The organism is Bradyrhizobium xenonodulans (genome assembly GCF_027594865.1).
GTDB lineage: Bacteria > Pseudomonadota > Alphaproteobacteria > Rhizobiales > Xanthobacteraceae > Bradyrhizobium > Bradyrhizobium xenonodulans.
Map to the genome: position 1 here is coordinate 6,478,763 of NZ_CP089391.1, position 14,722 is coordinate 6,493,484.

At 65.7% G+C, this 14,722-nt stretch carries 13 protein-coding genes; 9 read left to right on the forward strand and 4 right to left on the reverse strand.

Annotation, left to right across the window (positions count from 1 at the left end):
• Positions 1 to 177 precede the first annotated feature (177 nt).
• From I3J27_RS30795 to arfB, 4 genes are all read left to right on the forward strand, one after another.
• Positions 178 to 1,569 carry a M16 family metallopeptidase gene (locus tag I3J27_RS30795; RefSeq protein ID WP_270172919.1) on the forward strand — a complete coding sequence of 464 codons (1,392 nt, stop codon included), beginning with the start codon at positions 178 to 180 and terminating at the stop codon, positions 1,567 to 1,569.
• Positions 1,566 to 2,933, forward strand: coding sequence for a M16 family metallopeptidase (locus I3J27_RS30800; RefSeq protein WP_270162621.1), 1,368 nt, complete (start codon positions 1,566 to 1,568; stop codon positions 2,931 to 2,933). The genes I3J27_RS30795 and I3J27_RS30800 overlap by 4 nt, the downstream gene beginning before the upstream one ends.
• 202 nt (positions 2,934 to 3,135) lie before the next feature.
• Entirely contained in the window at positions 3,136 to 5,298 is a 2,163-nt protein-coding gene (locus tag I3J27_RS30805; protein WP_270162622.1) for an FG-GAP-like repeat-containing protein, read from the forward strand.
• Positions 5,299 to 5,457: 159 nt separating this feature from the next.
• Positions 5,458 to 5,874: an alternative ribosome rescue aminoacyl-tRNA hydrolase ArfB gene (gene arfB / locus I3J27_RS30810; protein ID WP_270162623.1), complete on the forward strand. Its 417-nt coding sequence runs from the start codon at positions 5,458 to 5,460 to the stop codon at positions 5,872 to 5,874.
• A 63-nt stretch (positions 5,875 to 5,937) separates the two neighbouring features.
• On the opposite strand, the gene I3J27_RS30815 is transcribed toward arfB, so the two are convergent.
• On the reverse strand, positions 5,938 to 6,243 hold the full coding sequence (locus tag I3J27_RS30815) for a hypothetical protein (protein WP_270162624.1): 306 nt from the start codon (positions 6,241 to 6,243) through the stop codon (positions 5,938 to 5,940).
• Between the two features lie 307 nt (positions 6,244 to 6,550).
• Between I3J27_RS30815 and I3J27_RS30820 the strand changes: the two genes are divergently transcribed.
• From I3J27_RS30820 to I3J27_RS30835, 4 genes are read left to right on the forward strand one after another with little or no spacing between them, the layout of a single operon-like run.
• A complete protein-coding gene (locus tag I3J27_RS30820) occupies positions 6,551 to 6,937 on the forward strand; it encodes a c-type cytochrome (RefSeq protein WP_270172920.1) in 387 nt (128 codons plus the stop codon).
• The gene (locus I3J27_RS30825) at positions 6,938 to 7,333 is read left to right on the forward strand and encodes a VOC family protein (protein ID WP_270162625.1); all 396 of its coding nucleotides are present in this window, start codon (positions 6,938 to 6,940) and stop codon (positions 7,331 to 7,333) included. It abuts the gene before it with no gap.
• A gap of 39 nt (positions 7,334 to 7,372) precedes the next feature.
• Positions 7,373 to 7,921 (forward strand): gluconate 2-dehydrogenase subunit 3 family protein, encoded by a 549-nt coding sequence (locus tag I3J27_RS30830; RefSeq protein ID WP_270162626.1) that lies wholly within the window; start codon positions 7,373 to 7,375, stop codon positions 7,919 to 7,921.
• Between the two features lie 28 nt (positions 7,922 to 7,949).
• On the forward strand, positions 7,950 to 9,518 hold the full coding sequence (locus I3J27_RS30835) for a GMC family oxidoreductase (RefSeq protein ID WP_270162627.1): 1,569 nt from the start codon (positions 7,950 to 7,952) through the stop codon (positions 9,516 to 9,518).
• Positions 9,519 to 9,590: 72 nt separating this feature from the next.
• On the opposite strand, the gene I3J27_RS30840 is transcribed toward I3J27_RS30835, so the two are convergent.
• Positions 9,591 to 9,908, reverse strand: a complete 318-nt coding sequence (locus tag I3J27_RS30840; protein WP_270162628.1) for a ribbon-helix-helix domain-containing protein — start codon at positions 9,906 to 9,908, stop codon at positions 9,591 to 9,593.
• Between the two features lie 249 nt (positions 9,909 to 10,157).
• Between I3J27_RS30840 and mutL the strand changes: the two genes are divergently transcribed.
• Complete coding sequence (gene mutL / locus I3J27_RS30845) at positions 10,158 to 11,969, forward strand: DNA mismatch repair endonuclease MutL (RefSeq protein WP_270162629.1); 1,812 nt, start codon at positions 10,158 to 10,160, stop codon at positions 11,967 to 11,969.
• A 106-nt stretch (positions 11,970 to 12,075) separates the two neighbouring features.
• On the opposite strand, the gene rsmD is transcribed toward mutL, so the two are convergent.
• Positions 12,076 to 12,630, reverse strand: coding sequence for a 16S rRNA (guanine(966)-N(2))-methyltransferase RsmD (gene rsmD, locus I3J27_RS30850; protein ID WP_270162630.1), 555 nt, complete (start codon positions 12,628 to 12,630; stop codon positions 12,076 to 12,078).
• 1 nt (position 12,631) lies between these two features.
• Positions 12,632 to 14,716 carry a pseudouridine synthase gene (locus I3J27_RS30855; RefSeq protein WP_270162631.1) on the reverse strand — a complete coding sequence of 695 codons (2,085 nt, stop codon included), beginning with the start codon at positions 14,714 to 14,716 and terminating at the stop codon, positions 12,632 to 12,634.
• Positions 14,717 to 14,722 lie beyond the last annotated feature (6 nt).

The following is a 14,722-nucleotide window of genomic DNA, read 5'->3' on the forward strand; positions in this document are numbered from 1 at the left end:
CGCCGCCATACGGAACTGCCGCAATCGCCCGGTGTAAGCCGGACGAAGCACATGACTTATCTTTAACCTCACGATGACGGCGTTCTCTTCTTCGTGACGAAAAGCGCCAGGCCGCACGGTGTAGCATGCCGTGCCTCCGAGCCGGACATCCGGATCTCGGCTTCACCAGGGATCATGATGTCCGCAAACCGATCGGCTGCCTGCCTCCTTGCCGCGCTGCTTTCGACGAGTGTCCTCCCAGCCAGCGCCACCTTCGCCCAGACCACGGTGACATCGGCTCCGCCTGCCAGCTTCACGCTCGGCAACGGCATGCAGGTCGTGGTGATCCCGGACCACCGCACGCCCGTGGTCACGGAGATGATCTGGTACAAGGTCGGCTCGGCCGACGAGACGCCGGGCAAGTCCGGGCTCGCGCACTTCCTCGAGCATTTGATGTTCAAGGGCACCTCGAAGCACCCGGTCGGCGAATTCTCCCAGACCGTGCTGCGCGTCGGCGGCAACGAGAACGCCTCGACCTCGGTCGACTACACCAATTACTACCAGCGCGTGCCGAAAGAACAGCTGCCGACCATGATGGAGTTCGAGGCCGACCGCATGACCGGCCTCATCCTCAAGGACGAGAACGTGCTGCCGGAGCGCGACGTCGTGCTCGAAGAGTACAACATGCGCGTCGCCAACAATCCGGATGCGCGGCTCAACGAGCAGATCATGGCCGCGCTCTATCTCAACCACCCCTACGGCCGGCCCGTGATCGGCTGGCACCAGGAGATCGAGAAGCTCGATCGCGAGGATGCGCTCGCCTTCTACCGCCGCTTCTACGCGCCGAACAACGCGATCCTGGTGATCGCCGGCGACGTCGAAGCCGCCGACATCCGCCCGCTGGTCGAGCGTAATTTCGGCTCGATCCCGGCCCAGCCCGCGATCCCCGCACGCCGCGTCCGCCCGCAGGAGCCGGAGCCTGCCGCCCCGCGCACGGTCACGCTGGCCGACCCCCGCGTCGAGCAGCCGAGCCTGCGCCGCTATTATCTCGTGCCCTCCGCGACGACGGCTGCGGCCGGTGAAAGCGCGGCCCTCGACGTGCTGGCGCAATTGATGGGCAGCGGCAGCAATTCCTATCTCTACCGTGCGCTCGTCGTCGACAAGCCGCTCGCGGTGTCGGCCAACGCCAGCTATTCCAGCATCTCGCTCGACCCGACCCAGTTCGCGATCTCGGCCTCGCCGAAGCCCGGCGTCAGCTTTGCCGACGTCGAGCAGGTGGTCGACGGCGTCATCGCCGACATCGCGCGGAACCCGATCCGCGCCGAGGACCTCGAACGGGTGAAGACCCAGCTCATCGCGGAGGCGATCTACGCCCAGGACAACCAGGCTGTGCTGGCGCGCTGGTATGGCGGCGCACTGACCACGGGCCTGTCGATCGAGGACATTCGGAGCTGGCCCGATCGCATCCGCGCGGTCACGGCCGAGCAGGTTCGCGCCGTTGCACAGAAATGGCTCGAGAAGAAGCGCTCGGTGACGGGCTATCTGATCAAGGACACCGCTGCCGCCAAGCGCGAGGAGAAGCGTTCGTGACCTATCCCTTCCTTCGACGCGTTGCCTTCTCCCTCGCCGCTGGCGCGGCACTTGCGCTGGTTAGCGTCTCGCCGTCGCAGGCGGCTGCAAAAATCCAGCATTTGACCTCACCGGGCGGCATCGAGGCCTGGTTCGTGCAGGACGCGACCGTGCCGCTGATCGCCATGGAATATTCCTTCGCCGGCGGCTCGGCGCAGGATCCCAAGGACAAGTCAGGCGTCGCCAACCTCGTCGGCGATCTCCTCGACGAAGGCTCCGGCGATCTCGACTCCAAGACCTTCCACGAGCGGCTCGACCGCCGCGCCATCGAGCTCTCCTTCAGCGCCACACGCGATACGTTCCGCGGCAGCCTGCGCATGCTGCGCGACAACAAGGACGAAGCCTTCGACCTGCTGCGGAGCGCGCTGACCTCGCCGCATTTCGACACCGCCGATGTCGAGCGCATCCGCTCGCAGGTGATCTCGGGCCTGCGCCGCGAGACCACCAACCCGACCTCGCTGGCGAGCCGCAAATTCCTGGAGGTCGCGTTCGGCGATCATCCCTACAGCCGGCAGAGCAACGGCAACCTCGACAGCGTGCCGACCATCACGGTCGCCGACATGAAGGACTATGTCGGCCGCGTGCTTGCCAAGGATGGGCTGAAGATCGCGGTCGTCGGCGACGTCGATCCGGCCACCCTCGGCAAGCTGCTCGACCACACCTTCGGCAGCCTGCCCGCCAAGGCCAACCTCACGCCGGTCGCCGACGTGGAGGCTGAAAAACCGCCGCAGCGCGCCTTCGTCCCACTCGACGTGCCGCAGACCGTCATCACCTTCGGCGGCCCGGGCGTGAAGCGGAGCGATCCGAACTTCATGGCGGCCTATGTCGTCAACCACATCCTCGGCGGCGGCGGATTGTCCTCGCGGCTCTATCGCGAGGTGCGCGAGAAGCGCGGCCTCGCCTATTCCGTGTTCGAATCGCTGCTCTGGATGGAGCATTCGGCGGTCTTCATCGGCAACACCGGCACGCGCGCCGACCGCGCCGGCGACACCATCGACGCCATCGACAAGGAGGTGCGCCGGATCGCCGACGAGGGTCCGACGCAGAAGGAGCTCGACGAGGCCAAGTCCTATCTCAAGGGCTCGCAGATGCTGGCGCTGGATACCTCCTCGAAGCTCGCGCAGGCGCTGCTGCAATATCAGCAGGACAAGCTGCCGATCGACTATATCGAGAAGCGCAACGGCATCGTCGACGCGGTCACGCTGGACGACGCCAAGACGGCCGCCAAACGTCTCTGGGGCCAGGGCCTGCTGACCGTCATCGTCGGCCGCGCGCCGCAGGCCGCCGCGCAGCCGGCGGCAGCACCGGCGACGAAGTCGAACTGAGCTGAGGCAAAAGCGAGCTGCTCCGACGCCGGCAGGCGGCCGCATCACAACGCAAGGTGTATGCGCCCTCGTCCGCGCCCGGCATGATTGACTCCGGAAATCAGGCTTAATATCTTCCCGGCGGGGAGTTGGGGAAGCGTTTGCGACGGGCTGATTGCCGTCGCTAGGGGAATCTGTGGCCGGCTCCAGAAAAGGAGCCGTTATGGCCATCGACAACGATATCCTCTCGATCACCGGAACGGTACAGACGGCACGGTGGAATACCGACGCGCCGCTCGGCACGGCCGTCGTCGTCACCTTCAGCTTCAACTCCGCCCCGGCGACCTACGATATGACGGCGCGGCCAAGCTTCTCGGCGTTTTCCGCCGCACAAAAGGACGATATTCGCCAAGCCTTGAATGTTTGGGCGGCAGCGAGCGGGATTTCTTTCATCGAAGTCCCGGAAGCGGTCGGCGGGCAAATCCGCTTCAACATGTATGACATGAGCGGGGTACTCGCCTCCAACGGGCTGCAGGCCGCCGGGTTCGCATATCATCCGCAGTTTCAGGCCGCTAATGCAGGTGGCACAACGGTCTACAGCCCCACCTACAACAATCTCGGCGGCGACGTTTTCCTGAACTCCAATTTCTACGCCGGAAATGACACCCTGATGGCGCCAGGCCATGGCGGCTACTCGGTCACGCTTCATGAAATCGGGCACGCGCTCGGATTCAAGCATCCGTTCGAAGGCACGCCGACGATCGATCCTGCGCATGACAATGCCAGCTACACGGTGATGTCGTATAATCGTCCGGGCACGACGGTTTCGCTGGGGACGGTGGATGTCGCCGCGTCGCAATATTATTACGGCACGAGCGACGTCAGTCACAGCTTCAACGCCGCAACGCTGACGGTCAATTTCACCGGCACCGGCGCAGGAGAATGGATTCTCGGCACCGAGCTCAGTGACGTGATCTATGCCGGCGGCGGCGACGACCATCTGCGCGGTGAAGTCGGCAACGACCTTCTGGCCGGCGGCACCGGCACCGACATGCTGACCGGCGGCATCGGCAACGACCTCTTCGTGTTCAATCCAGGCGACGGCTTCGACACCATCACCGATTTCGTCGCCGGCGCGCATACCGACGACCGGATCGACCTGACGGCTTTTCATACGACACTCGCCTATGCACTGGGACAGGCGACCCAGATCGGGGCCAACACAGTGTTCAGCTTCGCAAACGGCGACACGCTGACGCTCCAGAACGTCACCAAGGCCAATCTGAACGTCGACGATTTCACCGGCGTGCCGAACAAGGCGGTGAACGATTTCAACGGCGATGCCAGAAGCGACATGCTGCTGATCGATAACACCGCCCACACCGTCTACCAGTGGCAGATGAACGGCACCCAGATGTCCGCCAATCTGCTGGTCGGCACCATCAACGGTGCCGCCGGCTGGAACTACACCGGCAATGCCGACTTCAACGGCGACGGCCGGGCCGACATGCTGTTCATCAATTCCACGACCCACGGCGTCGCCGAATGGCAGATGGACGGCAACACGGTCGTCGCGGGTCCGCAGATCGGGATCTACAATGCCGCGGGCGGATGGAGCTACACCGGCACCGGTGATTTCAACGGCGACGGCAAGACCGATCTGTTGTTTCAGAACGCCTCGACCAACGGCGTCGCGATCTGGCAGATCGACGGCGCGCAGCTGACGGCGGCGCCGCAGATCGGCATCGCGGCGGCCGGATGGGCCTACGCCGGCACCGGCGATTTTAACGGCGACGGCAAGACCGATCTGCTGTTCTCGAACGCTGCGACCCACGGCCTGATGACGTGGCAGATGAACGGCACCCAGATCGCGGACAATTCGCAGATCGGCACCGTCAACACCGCTGGCGGCTGGCACTTCACCACGACAGGCGATTTCAACGGCGACGGAAAGACTGATCTGCTCTTTCTCAACGACATGACGCATGGCGTCGCAATCTGGCAGATGGACGGCAACCGCATCACGGACGCTCCCCAAATCGGTGTCGTCAACGCCGCCGGTGGCTGGCACTTCCAGGATACCGGCGACTTCAACGGCGACGGCAAGACCGATCTGCTGTTCCTCAACGATACCACTCATGGCGTCGCGATCTGGCAGATGAACGGCACCCAGATCACGGCGAGCCCGCAGATCGGAATCATCAACGCCGCCGGCGGTTGGCACTTCGACGCGGTACGCGACCTCAGCGGCGACGGAAAGTCCGACCTGGTGTTCGAGAACAGCTCCACCCACGGCGTCGCATCATGGGTGATGGACGGCACCCAGGTGACGGCGAACGCGCAGTTCAACACATACGACGCCGCGAACTGGCATTTGTATGTGTGAGCCTCGCAAGGAGATGACCGGCATCATCAACGCGGCCGGCGGCGGCTGGCACCCGACTGTCCAGGGCCGTCCACCGCCCGCAGACTGCAGGCAAATCGCAAAAGGATCGGCTAGATTGGCACCAACCCTGATTCTTCGTAAGCCGGTTGTGGTGCCACCATGCTGCGGATATCCCGCGATCTCGTCATCGACGAGGACGATATCGAGATCGGCTTTGTCCGCGCCTCCGGCCCGGGCGGGCAGAACGTCAACAAGGTCGCGACGTCGGCCCAGCTGCGCTTCGACACGCGCAAGCTGACCTTGCCGGAGGATGCGGCTCTGCGCCTCGCCCGCCTCGCAGGTCAGCGCATGACCAAGGACGGCGTCATCGTGATCCAGGCACAGCGTTTCCGCACCCAGGAGCGCAACCGCCAGGACGCCATCGATCGGCTCGTCGAGATCCTGACCGAGGCGATGATACGGCCGAAGCCAAGGCGCGCGACACGGCCGACCTTTGGCTCCAAGCAGCGCCGGCTCGAGGGCAAGAAGCATCGCAGCGACATCAAGGCCGGACGCGGCGGCCGCTTCGACGACTAGCGACGGCAGCCGAAAAACTCCGGCCGCCGGGGCGACCGGAGTTCTGCCGTTTCCCGACCGGGGTTAGTAACGCTTGGAGGGGGCTGCACCGCCCGTCGTGGCATCGTCGGCGGTCCCTTTTTGCGCAGCGCTGCCGGTGGTGCCGACCGTGCCTCTAGTGCCTTTGGTCGGCTTCATGCCGGTCTTCTCGCCCGCGGCGCCCGGCTGAGCACTCATCTCGTCATCGCCGCTGCCCATCGTGCTGCCTTGCATCGGTTTGCTCTGCACGGTGCCGCCTGACTTGGCGGGTGGCGCGCTTTGCGCGAGTACGGGCGCCGCCACAAGAGCCGAGAGGGCGCATGCGATCATCGAGGTCTTCACCAACTTCATCCATTTCTCCTGGATTTTTTCGCGATGAACGGCCCGGCGGCTCCACGCCGCTCGTCTGCACCGGGCCATTGCATCGCATCGAGAGTTCAAGCGGCGCGGTCGTCATGCAATCCGCATCGTGTGGTCATCGTTTAGGGATTTGACGGCGGTTTCGCGGAATTGTGCTCCGCATATAAGGCAGCGCGGAACACCACACGCCGCGAGCATCTCCGCGCTCGGCAAAACAGCCCGCTACTACCACCGCGTCTTTGGCGGCGCCTAGAGTTTGCGCGGGCTGACGTTGATGTGGATGGGCGAGCTGGTGGCGATGCGCGCGATCGTGCTGGGATTGTGCACCGCGATGGTGCTGGTGGTGCGGGTTGCCGATGCGCAAATGCCGTTACCGGCCGCAAAGCCGCCGGATGGCGCCGCGCTGTTCAAGCAGCAATGCGCCGTGTGCCATACGACGAATTCGTCGGAACCGATGCGGCAAGGCCCGCCGCTGGTCCAGATCGTGGGCCGCTCCGCCGGCAAGGTCGAAGGCTTTCGCTATTCCGAGAGCCTTGCGAAAGCGGACTTCGCCTGGGACGAGACGAAGCTCGACGCATGGCTGACCAATCCGCAAGCCGTCATTCCCGGCGTGACCATGATCTACCGGCAGGCCAGGCCGGAGACGCGCGCCGCCATCATCGCTTACCTCAAGGAGCAGAACTGAATGGCAAAGCCCGTTCATTCCATGATCCGCGTGTTCGACGAGGCACGCTCGCTCGACTTCTACAGGCGCGCCTTCGGCCTGGAGGTCGCCGATCAGCTGAAATTCGCGGACTTTGCCTTGATCTATCTGCGTCACCCCTCCTCGCCCTTCGAGCTCGAATTGACGGTCAATTTCGATCGCAAGGATCCGTACCAGCTCGGCGACGGCTACGGACATCTCGCCGTCGTGGTCGAAGATCTCGAGGCCGAACATGCCCGCTTCGAGCGCGAGACGCTCGCGCCGGGACCCTTACGCGACTTCAAGCACGACGGCAAAACGCTGGCGCGCTTCTTCTTCGTCAGCGATCCCGATGGCTACAAGATCGAGGTGATCCAGCGGGGCGGACGTTTCGGCTGACAACAAAAGTCCAATCACAAAAATTGAAGGAGGAATGCCATGAGAGAAGTCGACCGTCGAAGCAAGCACAGCCGCCGCGTGTTTCTCAAGGGCGCGGCGACCGCCGTGCCGGTCGTGGCCGTCGCGACCAGTGTCGCCGTCAGCATCGAGGGCGCCTGGGCCGATGAGGCCAGCGCGCTGTCGCCCGCGACGATGAAGACGCTGCTGAAGGTCGCGCGTGACATCTATCCGCACGATGTGCTCGGCGACAGCTACTACATCACAGCGATCAGGCCGTGGGACGGCAAGGCGGCCAAGGACCCTGCCGTCAAGTCGCTGATCAGCGACGGCATTGCGCGGCTCGATCAGAATGCGCGCGACCGCCACAAGGCGCCTTACGCCGACGTGCCCTGGGAGGCCGACCGCGTGGTGCTGCTGAAGGAGATCGAGCAAAGCGACTTCTTCCAGAAGGTGCGCGGCGACCTCATCGTGTCGCTCTACAACCAGAAAGAGGTCTGGCCGCGGTTCGGCTACGAGGGCTCCTCCGCCGAGCATGGCGGCTACATCAATCGCGGCTTCGCCGACATCGACTGGCTGCCGAAAGCCTAAAGCCACCCAACGGTTCAGGAGAACGCATATGGCAAAATTCGATCTGAACGACTCCAGCGTTGTGGTGATCGTCGGCTCCGGCGCCGGCGGCGGCACGCTGGGCAACGAGCTCGCGCAGAAGGGCGTCAAGGTGGTCATCCTCGAAGCCGGTCCCCGCATCGAGAACCACGACTTCGTCAACGACGAGTGGGAAAGTTTTTCCCAGCTCGCCTGGACCGATGCGCGCACCACGTCGGGAACGTGGCGCGTCGCCAAGGATTTTTCGGGCCTGCCCGCCTGGATCGTCAAAGCGGTCGGCGGCTCGACGACCCATTGGGCCGGCGCGTCGCTGCGCTTCGACGAGCACGAGTTCAAGGTGAAGAGCACCTATGGCAACATTCCCGGCGCCAACCTCTCGGACTGGCCGGTCACGCTCGCGGAAATGGAGCCCTGGTACGCCAAGGCCGAGAACAAGATGGGCGTGACCCGCACCAACGGCATTCCCGGACTTCCCGGCAACAATAACTTCAAGGTGCTGGAAGCCGGCGCGAAGAAGCTCGGCTACAAGACCGTGCACACCGGCAACATGGCGATCAACAGCCAGCCGCGCGACGGACGCGGCGCCTGCCAGCAGATCGGCTTCTGCTTCCAGGGCTGCAAGTCCGGTGCGAAATGGTCGACGCTCTACACCGAGATCCCCAAGGGCGAGGCGACCGGAAATCTCGAAGTTCGTCCCGGCAGCATGGCGGTCAAGATCGAGCACGATTCCGGCGGCAAGGTGACCGGCGTCGTCTACGCCGACGAGAGCGGCGCAATGCAGCGCCAGAAGGCGCGCCTCGTCGCGGTGGCCGGCAATTCGATCGAAAGCCCGCGGCTGCTGCTCAATAGCGCCTCGAACATGTTCCCCGACGGTCTTGGCAATTCATCGGGCCAGGTCGGCCGCAACTACATGCGCCACATGACCGGCAGCGTCTACGCCGTGTTCGAGAAGTCGGTGCACATGTATCGCGGCACCACCATGGCCGGCATCATCCGTGATGAAGCCGCCAACAACCCCAAGCGCGGCTTCGTCGGCGGCTACGAGATGGAGACGCTGTCGATCGGCCTGCCGTTCATGGCGGCGTTCCTCAATCCCGGCGCCTGGGGCCGTCCGTTCACCGCAGCGCTCGACGGCTATCCCAGGATGGCCGGCATGTGGCTGGTCGGCGAGGACATGCCGCAGGAGACCAACCGCATCACGCTCGACTCTGTCGTGAAGGACAAGCACGGGCAGCCGGTCGCGAGCGTGCATTTCGACGATCATCCCAACGACGTCGCGATGCGTGCCCACGCCTACAAGCAGGGCGCCGCGGTGTACGACGCCGTGGGCGCCACCGTGACCTATCCGACCCCGCCCTATCCGAGCACGCACAATCTCGGCACCAACAGGATGAGCGAGAAGCCGCGCGACGGCGTGGTCAACAAGTTCGGCCAGAGCCACGACGTCAAGAACCTGTTCGTCTCCGACGGCAGCCAGTTCACCAGTGGTGCTGCCTGCAACCCGACGCTGACCATCGTCGCGCTCGCGATTCGGCAGGCCGACTACATCGCCGGCGCGATGCAGAAGAAGGAGATCTGAGGTCAGATACGACAAAGCGGCTCTGTCCTTCCCTGGCAGAGCCGCTTTGGCTTTTGAGGAGAACGGATACGGCTATTCAGCCGCGTCGAGAATCGGCGCCACCGTCGCCTTGAAGTCCTGAACCGGCGCGGCATTCCGGGAACGATAAATCAGGCAGGAGCAGCGCAGCAGCGAGGCGAAATTGTTGACCTCGCCGTGATGGTCGAGCACCTCGTTGTAGAGCGTGGTCAGGAACTTGCCGACGCTCATATTCTCCTTGGCCGCGATCTCTTCCAGCGTGTCCCAGAACGCCATTTCCAGCCGGATCGAGGTGCAGTGCCCGCCGATCCGCAAGGAGCGGGTCTGGGATTCGTAGTCGCGTTGGGGCTGGTGCGCAAAGAGATGGCACATGGCGTCCTCCCGTCCTGTTGCCATTTTTTCACGATGCTACACCGCCGCCCGGCACCCCACAATCAGGATGGCAACCGGAGATCGGCCTGTCCCGGTTGTGCGATTTGCTCGAACGCCCAATGTCTTCAATGTGATAGGCATCCCTCTTCCCCAGGGCGCCACGTGGCTGTTGCCCAACACATGCTTTTGACGCAACACGGCCTAGAATAGCGCCGTCAGCGAATCCAGATCGAGTCCAAGTCAGATTCCATGCCCGTCCGCCAATTGCCAGAACAGGTCGTCAACCGCATCGCCGCCGGCGAGGTGGTCGAGCGACCAGCAAGCGTGGTCAAGGAACTCGTCGAGAACGCGATCGATGCGGGCGCGAGCCGGATCGACGTCTTCACCGACGGCGGCGGGCGGCGGCGGATCGGCATCACCGACGACGGCGGCGGCATGAGCGCGAAAGACCTTGCGCTCGCGGTCGAGCGCCACGCCACCTCCAAGCTCGACGACGAGGATCTGCTCCAGATCCGCACCCTCGGGTTCCGCGGCGAGGCGCTGCCCTCGATCGGCTCGGTCGCGCGGCTCTCGATCACGACGCGCCATGCCAGCGAGCCGCATGCCTGGGCGCTGTCGGTCGAGGGCGGCGAGAAATCCGAGATCATGCCGGCGGCGCTCGCCCACGGCACGCGGGTCGAGGTTGGCGACCTCTTCTATGCGACACCGGCGCGACTGAAGTTTCTGAAGACCGACCGCACCGAGGCCGAGGCGATCCGCGAAGTGGTGCGGCGCCTCGCCATGGCGCGGCCGGATATCGCCTTCACGCTTGCGGGCGAGGAGCGCGCGCCGGTGACCTGGACCGCGGCCTTACCGGGCGCGGCCGGACGCCTGACCCGGCTCGGCGATATCCTGGGGGTGGAATTCCGCAGCCACGCCATCGAGGTTCATGCCGAGCGCGAGGGCGTCGTCGTCGCCGGCTATGCCGCAGCGCCCGCGCTGACCAAAGCCAACGCGCTCGGGCAGTATCTGTTCGTCAACGGCCGTCCGGTGCGCGACAAGCTGATCCTCGGCGCGGTGCGCGGAGCCTATGCCGACTATCTGCCGCGCGACCGTCATCCGGTGCTGGCGCTGTTCGTCACGCTCGATCCGCGCGAGGTCGATGCCAATGTGCATCCGGCCAAGACCGAGGTGCGCTTCCGCAACGCCGGCCTCGTCCGCGCGCTGATCGTGCACGGATTGAAGGAGGCGCTCGCCCGTGAGGGCCGCCGTACCGCCGCCAACAGCGGCGAGAGCGCATTGTCGTCGTTCCGGCCCGCCTTCACGCCGCGCCCGGCAAGCTGGGACTGGCGCGCCTCGCCATCCGCCCCGGTCGCGCCGATGCCGTCATTCGAAGGCTACGCAGCGCCCGCATTCGCGGAGCGCGCGCAGGCTGCGTTCGACGTCGGCGCGCCGAGCGCCGATGTGCGGATCGAGACGCAGCCGGTGGCTGATCTCGTCGACCGCCCGCTCGGCGCGGCGCGGACGCAGATCCACGAGACCTACATCGTCTCGCAGACCCGCGACGGCCTGATCATCGTCGACCAGCACGCCGCGCATGAACGCATCGTCTATGAACGGCTGAAGGCCTCGCTGGCCGCCAACGGCGTGCAGCGGCAGATCCTCTTGATCCCCGAGATCGTCGAGATGGACGAGGCCACCGTGGAGCGCCTGCTCGATCGGAGCGAAGAGCTCGCATCGTTCGGGCTGGCGATCGAATCCTTCGGCCCCGGCGCGGTCGCCGTGCGCGAGACGCCGTCGCTGCTGGGCAAGACCAATGCGGGCGGGCTTTTGCGCGATCTTTCCGAGCACATGGCCGAATGGGACGAGGCGCTGCCCTTGGAGCGCCGCCTGATGCACGTCGCCGCCACCATGGCCTGCCACGGCTCGGTACGCGCCGGCCGCCGCTTGCGGCCGGAGGAGATGAACGCCCTGCTCCGCGAGATGGAGGAGACCCCGAACTCCGGCCAGTGCAATCACGGCCGGCCGACCTATGTCGAGCTGAAGCTGAGCGATGTGGAGAAGCTGTTCGGGCGGCGGTGACGGTGCCGTAGGGTGGGCAAAGGCGCAACGCGCCGTGCCCACGATCTCTCCATGATCGAGACAGATGGTGGGCACGCTTCGCTTTGCCCACCCTACGGCAGCGAGACTATGGCCGCTTCAAAAACACGAACTCCGTGTCGTCATATGTCCGCCGCTCCAATTCCTCGAAACCTTCCGGCGTTGCGAACTGCGCCGCCTTCGCCTCTTCCACCACCAGCAGCGCGCCGGGCGTCAGCCAGCCGCCATCGCGCAAGGACGCCAGTGCCTTCTCGGCAAGGCCGTTGCCATAGGGTGGATCGAGAAACACGAGCGAGAACGGCTCGACCGGATGTGCCGGGCCGAGATCGGTCGCATCGCGGCGATAGACCTTTGTCACGCCGCCGAGGCCCAGCGTCTCGACATTGTTGCGCAACAGCGCCCGCGCCTCCGCGCCATTGTCGACGAACAGCGTGAACTTCGCGCCGCGCGAGGTTGCCTCGATGCCGAGCGCGCCGGTGCCCGCAAAGAGATCGAGCACGCGTGCGTCCTCAATCGGGTCGTCATAGGCGTGCACGAGGATGTTGAACACCGACTCGCGCAGGCGGTCCGCCGTCGGGCGGATGTCGCGCGAGGACGGTGAGGCCAGATTGCGCCCCTTCAAGCGACCGCCGACGACGCGCAAGCTAGTCCTCCCGCGGCGTCAGATCGCGCTTGCCGTGATAGCCGCGCTTGGGACGACGCGGCGGGCCGTAGCCATTGGCCTCTTGCTCGTTGCGCTCGCGCGCCTCCTCGCTGCCGGTGCGCTGCACCAGCACGCGGCGTCCCTTGCGGTCAGCGATCACGCCACGCTTGCTGGCGGGCTTCTTCTCGCTCGGAGCATCGTCGTCGCCCGACGAAGATTTCTTTGGCACGTCGAACTGCGCGCCCGACTTCTCGATCACCTTGTCGCCGAGCTGATCGCGCAGCACGCGCGAGCGGATCTCCTCGACCTGGCCTTCGGGGACTTCGCCGAGCTGGAACGGGCCGTAGGAGACGCGGATCAACCGGTTCACCTCGAGCCCGAGATGGGCGCAGACGTTGCGCACCTCGCGGTTCTTGCCTTCGCGGATCGCGAACACCAGCCAGACATTGGCGCCCTGGTCGCGCTCCAGCGTCGCCTCGATCGGACCGTATTTGACGCCCTCGACCTCGATGCCGTTCTTGAGCTCGTCGAGCTGTGCCTGCGTGACGTCGCCATGGGCGCGGACGCGATAGCGCCGCAGCCAGCCGGTGTCCGGTAGCTCGAGCGTGCGCGCGAGCCCGCCGTCATTGGTGAGCAGCAACAGGCCTTCGGTGTTGAAGTCGAGCCGGCCGATCGAGATCAGGCGCGGCAGGCCTTCCGGCAGATTGTCGAACACGGTCGGACGGCCCTCGGGGTCGTCATGCGTGGTCATCAGCCCGCGCGGCTTGTGATACAGAAACAGCCGCGTGCGCTCCCGCTCCGGCAACGGCTTGCCGTCTACCAGGACGACGTCGTTGGACGTGATGTCGAGCGCCGGCGAGTTGATGACGCGGCCGTTGACGCTGACGCGGCCCTGTGTGACCATCTCCTCGGCGTCGCGGCGTGAGGCAAGCCCGGCACGCGCCAGCGCTTTCGCAATGCGCTCGCCGGCCTTCTTCGGCTTCGGTGCCTCTTCGCGGCGCGGCCGCCCCTCGAAATCACGATCGTGCTGGCGATAGGCGCCGCGGCCGCCGAAGGCGGGGCGCTTCTCGAAGATCCGGCTCTCATCCTCGTTTTCACGGCGCGGACGATCGCCGAAGCGGCCTTCGCTGCGCGGATGCTCGTGCCAGTCGGAGCGGCCTTCAGAGCGCTCGCGCGGGCGATTGAATGTCGGGCGGTCGCCGCCACGCCCACCACGGTCGCCATCGCCCTCACGACGGGGCCGGTCGAATTTGGGGCGATCCTCGCGATCGAATTTCGGCCGCTCGCGGAACGGACGATCGCCGGAGGCGCGATCGTCGCGCTTCTGCCAGGGCTTGTCGGCGCTGCGGTCGCGGCCGCCGAAATCCTTGCGCGGCCCGCGATCGGGTGCGCCACGCGAAAACTTGCGCTCGCCGTCGAACTTGCGTTCCGGACGGTCGCCGCGCGGCGCGCGATCGCCACGATCGAAATTCGGGCGGTCTCCACGCGGCTTGAAGCTGCGCTCGCCACGATCCTCGCGCGGCCCGCGATCCGGTCCGCCGCGCGAAAACTTCCGCTCGCCGTCGAACTTGCGTTCCGGGCGGTCGCCACGGGGCGCGTAGGGCTTCTTGTCGCCAAACTTCCGTTCACCGGACCGGCCGGCGGGACGGGAGTCGTCGCGATCCCGGCGCGGCGGACGGTCGTCACGGCCAAAGGACGGGCGATCACCACGCGGCTTGAAGGGCCGCTTCTCGCCGTCGCGCGAGGAGCGATCCGAGAACGGACGGTCGCCGCGCGGCTTGAAGCTGCGCTCGCCGCGATCGTCGCCACCACGGTCGTCGCGCTTGAAGCGCGGACGGTCGCTGAAATCGCGGCGCGGGGCATCGCCCTCCTCGCGACGGCGGAACGGACGGTCGCCACGATCGGCGCGCGGCGGTCGGCTGTCGCGGTCACCACGGGGCGGGCGGCTGTCGCTCTTGCCCTCGAAGCCGCGCTTGGCGAACTTCTTCTCGGGGCCGCGCGCCTTGCCGCTGCGGCCCTTCGGCGGTCCCTTGGGAGGGCCTCGCCGGCCGCGGGAATCGTTGTCTTTGTCGCTGTCGCGAGGCATGAATAA

Coding starts and splice junctions, on each gene's coding strand:
- I3J27_RS30795 (WP_270172919.1), top strand. CDS start 178: ATGTCCGCAAACCGATCGGCTGCCTGCCTCCTTGCCGCGCTGCTTTCG.
- I3J27_RS30805 (WP_270162622.1), top strand. CDS start 3,136: ATGGCCATCGACAACGATATCCTCTCGATCACCGGAACGGTACAGACG.
- arfB (WP_270162623.1), top strand. CDS start 5,458: ATGCTGCGGATATCCCGCGATCTCGTCATCGACGAGGACGATATCGAG.
- I3J27_RS30815 (WP_270162624.1), bottom strand. CDS start 6,243: ATGAAGTTGGTGAAGACCTCGATGATCGCATGCGCCCTCTCGGCTCTT.
- I3J27_RS30820 (WP_270172920.1), top strand. CDS start 6,551: ATGCGCGCGATCGTGCTGGGATTGTGCACCGCGATGGTGCTGGTGGTG.
- I3J27_RS30825 (WP_270162625.1), top strand. CDS start 6,938: ATGGCAAAGCCCGTTCATTCCATGATCCGCGTGTTCGACGAGGCACGC.
- I3J27_RS30830 (WP_270162626.1), top strand. CDS start 7,373: ATGAGAGAAGTCGACCGTCGAAGCAAGCACAGCCGCCGCGTGTTTCTC.
- I3J27_RS30835 (WP_270162627.1), top strand. CDS start 7,950: ATGGCAAAATTCGATCTGAACGACTCCAGCGTTGTGGTGATCGTCGGC.
- I3J27_RS30840 (WP_270162628.1), bottom strand. CDS start 9,908: ATGTGCCATCTCTTTGCGCACCAGCCCCAACGCGACTACGAATCCCAG.
- mutL (WP_270162629.1), top strand. CDS start 10,158: ATGCCCGTCCGCCAATTGCCAGAACAGGTCGTCAACCGCATCGCCGCC.
- I3J27_RS30855 (WP_270162631.1), bottom strand. CDS start 14,716: ATGCCTCGCGACAGCGACAAAGACAACGATTCCCGCGGCCGGCGAGGC.